Annotated in this window: 6 protein-coding genes and 1 pseudogene; 3 read left to right on the forward strand and 4 right to left on the reverse strand. The window is 71.4% G+C overall.

Going from position 1 to position 7095, the window contains the following annotated elements:
* Positions 1-330: helix-turn-helix transcriptional regulator (locus JHN45_RS53820; RefSeq protein WP_307783448.1), on the reverse strand; the 330-nt coding region annotated here is incomplete at its 3' end.
* 96 nt (positions 331-426) lie between these two features.
* Between JHN45_RS53820 and JHN45_RS50680 the strand changes: the two genes are divergently transcribed.
* Positions 427-2199 carry a DUF6350 family protein gene (locus tag JHN45_RS50680; protein ID WP_201056229.1) on the forward strand — a complete coding sequence of 591 codons (1773 nt, stop codon included), beginning with the start codon at positions 427-429 and terminating at the stop codon, positions 2197-2199.
* A 13-nt stretch (positions 2200-2212) separates the two neighbouring features.
* On the opposite strand, the gene JHN45_RS50685 is transcribed toward JHN45_RS50680, so the two are convergent.
* Positions 2213-3001, reverse strand: a complete 789-nt coding sequence (locus JHN45_RS50685; protein ID WP_201056231.1) for a hypothetical protein — start codon at positions 2999-3001, stop codon at positions 2213-2215.
* Between the two features lie 306 nt (positions 3002-3307).
* Here JHN45_RS50685 and purN point away from each other — a divergent pair, with 306 nt between their 5' ends.
* On the forward strand, positions 3308-3937 hold the full coding sequence (gene purN / locus JHN45_RS50690) for a phosphoribosylglycinamide formyltransferase (RefSeq protein WP_201056233.1): 630 nt from the start codon (positions 3308-3310) through the stop codon (positions 3935-3937).
* Positions 3934-5499, forward strand: coding sequence for a bifunctional phosphoribosylaminoimidazolecarboxamide formyltransferase/IMP cyclohydrolase (gene purH, locus JHN45_RS50695; protein ID WP_200717000.1), 1566 nt, complete (start codon positions 3934-3936; stop codon positions 5497-5499). The genes purN and purH overlap by 4 nt, the downstream gene beginning before the upstream one ends.
* 84 nt (positions 5500-5583) lie before the next feature.
* Here the strand turns inward: purH and JHN45_RS50700 are convergent.
* Together JHN45_RS50700 and JHN45_RS50705 are read right to left on the reverse strand one after the other, a co-directional pair.
* Positions 5584-6253: pseudogene (locus JHN45_RS50700) on the reverse strand (RDD family protein).
* A gap of 266 nt (positions 6254-6519) precedes the next feature.
* A partial coding sequence (locus JHN45_RS50705) for a hypothetical protein (protein ID WP_201056235.1) occupies positions 6520-7095 on the reverse strand: 576 nt, incomplete at its 5' end.

Genomic DNA, 7095 nt, shown 5'->3' on the forward strand with positions numbered 1-7095 from the left:
CGGATCCGGCGCCGGATCCGTGTGCGGTACGGGGATCTCCACCACGACGATGTCGGCGTGAGGAGACTCCGGTTGAATCTCCTCCACCTCGGCTACATCCACCTCTGCCTCTTCCACTGCGGGGACGTCCTCGGCCAGGTCGTTGAGCAATTTCGCGTACGCCTCCCGTTTCCGGCCGCGTGGTGAGGTGCGGCCGGTCTCCCACGCGCGCACCGTCTCGCGGCTGACGCCGACCCGCGTGGCGAGCTGAGCCTGCGTCAGGGACGCGGCCTCGCGCAGCCGTCGGCGTTCCTTGGGTGGCGGGAGCGGGGTTGCAGGGGTCTGCGTCACCGGATGCCCCTTCGTACGAAAAAGTACATAAATGTATATTGGGCGACACTTCGGAGGTTCGCCTGTTACGACGAGAAAGCGCGTGTCGTTGGGAGCATGGCGGTCGTGATGCCGATGACCCACCGCCGACCGTCGTTGTCGCCCCTCCTCACCCGGATGCGCGACCGATCCCCCGGACTGGCCGCCAGCCTCTTGGGTGGCGCGGTCGCGGCGGGGCTCGGTCTCGGTTCGTTCGCCGTGCTCGTGATGGTGCTGTGGATCAGCTCGCCGTACCCGGACAGCGGACCCGGCGGCGCCCTGCACATGGCCGCCGCGCTCTGGCTCCTGGCGCACGGCGTCGAACTGGTCCGCACCGACACCCTCTCCGGAATCCCCGCCCCCGTGGGCGTGACCCCGCTGCTCCTCCTCGTCCTGCCGGTCTGGCTGCTGCACCGGGCGGCCCGGGACGCGGTGCTGGGCGGCGCGGACGAGGACACCGACATCCCGCCGGTCCCGGCCCGCACCGCCTGGACCGGCGTCGCCCTCGGCTACCTCGCCGTCGGCACCGCCGCCGCGCTCTACGCGTCCGGCGGCGAACTCGCCCCCTCCTGGAGCTGGACGGCGGTGTGCCTCCCGCTGCTCGCGGCGGGCGCGGCCGGCTCCGGCGTGTGGACGGCGTACGGGCGCCCGCGTGAACCCGTGTTGAGCGTGCTGGTCCTGCTGCCTGCCGGGCTACGACGGCTCGTCCTCGGCCCGGAGGCCCGCGAGTCCCGGGACCGGATCGGCACCGCGGCGCGCGCCGCCGGTATCGGCACGGCGGTGTTCGTCGGGGGCGGCGCGCTGCTGCTCACGGCGTCTCTGGTCTGGCACGGCGGCGCGGCCCAGACCTCGTTCCTGCGGCTGACGGAGGCCCTGTCGGGCCGGTTCGCGGTCCTGTTGCTCTGCCTCGCGCTGATCCCGAACGCGGCGGTCTGGTCGGCGGCCTACGCCCTCGGCCCCGGCTTCGCGCTCGGCGCCCACCACACGGTGGACCCCCTCAACTCGGCCCCGGCGCCCCTGCTCCCGCCGTTCCCGCTGCTCGCGGCGGTCCCGGACGCGGGCACCGGAACCCCGCTGAACTGGCTGGCGGGACTGGTGCCGCTGGCCGCCGGGGTGATGGTCGGGTGGTTCGTGGCGCGGGTCGCGGTGGGGCAACGGGCCGACGGCGAGGGCAAGTTGACGAAGTCAGGGGGCACCGGCGGTCCGGCGTCGACACCCTGGCGTCAGGGCCGTACCGCCGCGACCGCGCTGCTCGGCGCCGCCCTGTGCGCCGTAGCGCTGGCGCTGTTCGCGGAGTTGGCCGGCGGTCCGCTCGGGGGTGCCGCGCTCGCCCGGTTCGGGCCGGTGTGGTGGCAGACCGGGGGCGCGGCGCTGGCATGGCTCGCGGTGGTGGCGGTGCCCACGGCGATGGGGCTGCGGGCCTGGCGACTGCGGGAACCCAGGGCGCCGAAGCCGACGACCGGGGCGTCGACCATCGGGAAGCCCCGGGACGGTGCGGCAGAAGCGGAGACGGGAGCGGAGAAGGTGGCGGACCTTACGACGGGCCGCCGCATCCTGAAGTCGTTCACCGCAGCCCGGGGTCGGTTCACCCGCAGACCGAAGGCGGCGCCGACGCTCCCGCTCCCCGTCGAGCAGCCGTACATCGCCTACGACCACGACCCGACGTTCGACCCGTACGACTTCCTGCCCGCCGGTCTCCCGTCGGAGCCCTCGCCCACCCCCTGGTACGACAACGCCTCCCGCGAGGCCCGCTGGGCGGTCCTGAAGGAGGCGTCGACCCCACTGGAACATCCGGAACACCCGGAGCAACTGGAGCACCCGGAACCCACGGACGAGCCCGAGCCCAACTGACCGGCGGTGTCCGTCAGTTGGCGGTGCCCAACAAACCCCGCAGGTCCTTCGGCAGCAGCTGGTTGCAGGACTGCTTCGCCTCGTTCGTCAGGGCGTCGTTCGTGCAGGTGTAGAAGTCCTTGTAGGCCAGCTGCGCGACGAACATCGCGGCGACCAGGGCGATGGCGAGGGACGCGGTGACCAGGCCGCTCACCGCCGCCGTCGTCTGGGGGCGGCCCGCCGCCTCGGGTGCGGGCGGGGTGTCCGGGTCGGTGCTGCGGGGCTTGGCGCGCAGCGCGCTGCCGCCCCAGTAGAGGGCCAGCGCGCCGAGCAGCAGGGCCACGTAAGGCCAGCTGAAGAGGGCGAAGAAGAAGGCCCACATGCCGCTCAGCAGGGCGTAGCGGGCGCGGCGCTGGGCCGGGTCCGTGGGGTCCCAGCGCATGCCCTGGCCGGGACCGGGGCCGCTCGGGCCCTCGGAGCCGCCGCCCGGTCCGCTCTGCCCGCCGGGCCGCTCGCCGAAGCCGCCCTGGGAACGCCCTGGCTGCCGGTCGCTCCACTGACTGCCCCACGGCGAACGGCCGCCGTCGCTCTGCGGGGTGTCGCCGCCTTCGTCACCGTCAGGGCGCCGGGGCTGCCACGGCCGGTCCGGGGTGCCCTCGGGCGGCGGGGCGAACGGATTGTCGTCCTGACCCGCACCGCTCCGTCCCTCCGAGGGCGCGTCGGGCGGCGACGAGGGCCGCTCCCGGAGCAGCACGGTGCCGCGCTCCCCGCCCTGCAACGACTGCGGGGGGAACGTGAGGAGTCGGGGACTGCAGTCCGGCATCAAGTGAGCGTCTTCCCCTTGTTGGATACGTCCCTGTTGGATACGTCTCTGTTGATTGCGTCTTTCCGACATGAGCTGTCACTTCGTGAACGCGTCGCACGACAACCGCGTTCCCGAACCCGCTCTCCCCAGACGCTACCTTCCGGCCACGCCCCCGTCCCGTGGGGGCTGTCCGGTGTGCCGGTATCGTTGCTGACGGTCGGCCGCTTCGTAGACTTCCCCGTATCCCGGGGCGCGAAGCATTCGTATGAATGCACGAACCGGGCCGGCCGCACGCACCCCGCTCCCCCGAGAAAGGGCCCCGCCGTGGCCGCCAAACCCGTGGCCAAGCGCCTTGTCGTGCTGGTCTCCGGTTCCGGTACGAATCTGCAGGCGCTGCTCGACGCCATCGCGACCGAGGGCGAGACGGCGTACGGAGCCGAGATCGTGGCCGTGGGCGCGGACCGCGAGGGCATCGAGGGCCTGGCCCGCGCCGAGCGCGCCGGACTGCCCACCTTCGTGTGCCGGGTGAAGGACTTCGCGACCCGCGAGGAGTGGGACGCGGCCCTCGCGGCGGCGACCGGGGCGTACGAGCCCGATCTGATCGTGTCGGCCGGGTTCATGAAGATCGTGGGCAAGGAGTTCCTCGCCCGCTTCGGCGGCCGGGTCGTGAACACGCACCCCGCCCTGCTGCCCAGTTTTCCGGGGGCCCACGGCGTACGGGACGCGCTCGCGTACGGCGCCCGGGTCACCGGCTGCACCGTCCACTTCGTCGACGACGGCGTCGACACCGGGCCGATCATCGCTCAGGGCGTGGTCGAGATCCGGGACGAGGACGACGAGAGCGCTCTGCACGAGCGCATCAAGGAAGTCGAGCGAAGGCTGCTCGTCGATGTCGTGGGGCGGCTGGCCCGCAACGGCTATCGCATCGAGGGACGAAAGGTAGTTATCCAGTGACCGCCGAGAGCAACAAGCGAGCCATCCGACGGGCGCTCGTCAGCGTCTACGACAAGACCGGTCTCGAAGAGCTGGCGCGCGGCCTGCACGAGGCGGGCGTCGAACTCGTCTCCACGGGCTCCACGGCCGGCCGTATCGCCGCCGCCGGTGTCCCGGTCACCAAGGTCGAGGAGCTGACCGGCTTCCCCGAGTGCCTGGACGGCCGGGTCAAGACGCTGCACCCCAAGGTGCACGCCGGCATCCTCGCCGACCTGCGGCTGGAGAGCCACCGTCAGCAGCTCGACGAGCTGGGCGTGGCCCCCTTCGACCTGGTGGTCGTCAACCTGTACCCGTTCCGGGAGACCGTCGCCTCGGGCGCCTCTCCCGACGAGTGCGTCGAGCAGATCGACATCGGCGGCCCGTCGATGGTCCGCGCCGCCGCCAAGAACCACCCCTCGGTCGCCGTGGTCACCAGCCCGGCCCGCTACGCCGACGTCCTGAACGCCGTACAGACCGGCGGCTTCGACCTCACCACCCGCAAGCGGCTCGCCGCGGAGGCCTTCCAGCACACGGCGTCGTACGACGTGGCGGTGGCGAGCTGGTTCGCGAGCGCGTACGCGCCGGTCGACGACTCTCAGTTCCCCGACTTCCTCGGCGGCACCTGGGAGCGCGAGAACACCCTGCGCTACGGCGAGAACCCGCACCAGCCGGCCGCGCTCTACGTCGACGCCTCGGGCGGCGGTCTCGCCAAGGCCGAGCAGCTGCACGGCAAGGAGATGTCGTACAACAACTACACGGACACGGATGCCGCGCGCCGTGCCGCCTACGACCACGCCGAGCCCTGTGTCGCGATCATCAAGCACGCCAACCCCTGCGGTATCGCGGTCGGTTCGGATGTCGCCGAGGCGCACCGCAAGGCGCACGCGTGTGACCCGCTGTCGGCGTTCGGCGGGGTGATCGCCGTCAACCGGCCGGTCAGCAAGGAGCTGGCCGAGCAGGTCGCCGAGATCTTCACCGAGGTCATCGTCGCGCCGGACTACGAGGAGGGCGCGCTCGAAGCCCTCGCCAAGAAGAAGAACATCCGCGTGCTGAAGGCCCCGGGCGGCCCGTCCAACGCGGTCGAGTTCAAGGCGATCGACGGCGGCGCGCTGCTCCAGGTCACCGACCGGCTCCAGGCCGACGGCGACGACCCGGCCAACTGGACGCTGGCGACGGGCGAGGCGCTCTCCGAGTCCGAGCTGGCCGACCTCGCGTTCGCCTGGAAGGCCTGCCGCGCGGTGAAGTCCAACGCGATCCTGCTCGCCAAGGACGGCGCCTCGGTCGGCGTCGGCATGGGGCAGGTCAACCGCGTGGACTCGGCGAAGCTCGCGGTCGAGCGGGCGGGCGCCGAGCGCGCGCAGGGTTCGTACGCCGCCTCGGACGCGTTCTTCCCGTTCCCGGACGGGCTGGAGATCCTCACCGAGGCCGGCGTCAAGGCCGTTGTGCAGCCGGGCGGTTCGGTCCGTGACGAGCTGGTGGTCGAGGCCGCGAAGAAGGCCGGCGTCACGATGTACTTCACGGGGACGCGGCACTTCTTCCACTGAGGTCGCCCGCTGCGGCCTTGTACACGGCTCAGGGCCGTGCCCCCGTTTCGTCGGGTGGCACGGCCCTGAGCCGTATGGGGACCGTCAGTTCTGGATGACCATCGTGCTCGCGGCCTTGTCGTGCCAGCCCTGCTGGCGGCCGGACTTGTCCCAGAACGGGGACAGGTAGACGACGAGCTGGCCGATGCCGCAGGCGAGGCTGCCGACCAGCGGGATGACCCAGCGGATGATGGACGAGCCCAGGCCCGGCTTCTGGCCGGTGTCGGCCTTCACCACGCGGAGGCCGACGGCCATCTTGCCCAGGGTCGCGCCCACCAGACCGATCATCAGCCACTCGTAGAGCAGGCTGCAGATCGTCAGGGCGCCGATGACCGCGCCGGCCGCGGCCACCACGTGACCGGCCGCGTCGTTCACGCAGGACTGGTAGTCGGCGGCGTTCGGGTCGCAGTCGCTGATGGCGCTGATCGAGCCGGCGACACCCGCCAGGGAGAGCACGAAGTAGACGACGCCGATGATCAGTCCGTCGATCAGGCGGGCGCCGAAACGCCGGCCCATCGAGGCTATGCGCGGGGCGCCGGGCATGCCGGGGCCGCCCGGGTAGCCGGGCTGCTGGGGGAAGCCGTAGCCGGGGCTGGCCGGCCTGCGGATAGCCGTAGCCCTGCTGCGGGGGCTGCTGGGGATAGCCGTAACCGGGCTGGCCCTGCTGGGCGTTCTGGGGCTGCCCGTAGGGGTTGTTCGGATCGCCGAAGCTCATGGCGAGATTCCTCCGTGTGCACTGTCTCAGCTGGGGACGATGCGGGTTGCGCGGAGGAACGTCGTTGCTTGAGCGGTTTTCCCCCCGAACATGAACCGCGGTACTGCGCCGTTCATGTTCGTGGGGGTGATCACTTTTTGTCCAGTTGGAATCCTCATGTGTTGTGTAAGCGAAACATCAATTTCGCGTGGCGACCGAATGTGTTCGCTTGCTTTTTTCGGGCACTTCTCAGTGGCGCGGGCACTTCTCGGTAGTGCCGGCTCTTCTCAGTGGCGCGGACGCGCGAACCAGGCCGTGCCGCTCGCGACCAGCGGGGCCGCCGTGATGACCACGCCGAAACCGACCCACAGCAGCGCGTAGAGGACCGCCGCGGCTGGTCCGCTGTCGATGGCGAAGACCAGGAAGACGAAGCCGACGAGCGTGCCGAGCGCGCCGTAGACCACCGTGGTCACGCGGATGCCCTGGCCGCCGCGGCCGAACTTGACGCCCAGCGTGATGGACAGGGCGGCGAAGCCGAGGCTGACGAGCCCGATGAACACCAGTAATGCGGCCACCGCGTGACCGGCGTCGTCGACCGACTTCAGCGGGACCACGGAGGTGGCGTCGTCCGTCACATCGCTGACGAAGGCGCCGACGTAGATCCAGGCCAGCCCGGCCAGGATCTGTGGCGCGGAGACGATGAACAGGAAGACGCGGGCCGTCATCAGCAGCCCGGGCATCGTCTGCGCGGGCATCATCGCGCCGCCCGGGTAGCCGTAGCCATAGCCGGCGTACGGCTGTTGCTGGGGATAGCCGTAGGTGTAGCCGGGAGCGGTGGGGGGCTGCTGGGGACGGCCCGCGTC

Origin of the sequence: Streptomyces sp. MBT53, assembly GCF_016654115.1 — a bacterium.
Classification (GTDB): Bacteria; Actinomycetota; Actinomycetes; order Streptomycetales; family Streptomycetaceae; genus Streptomyces.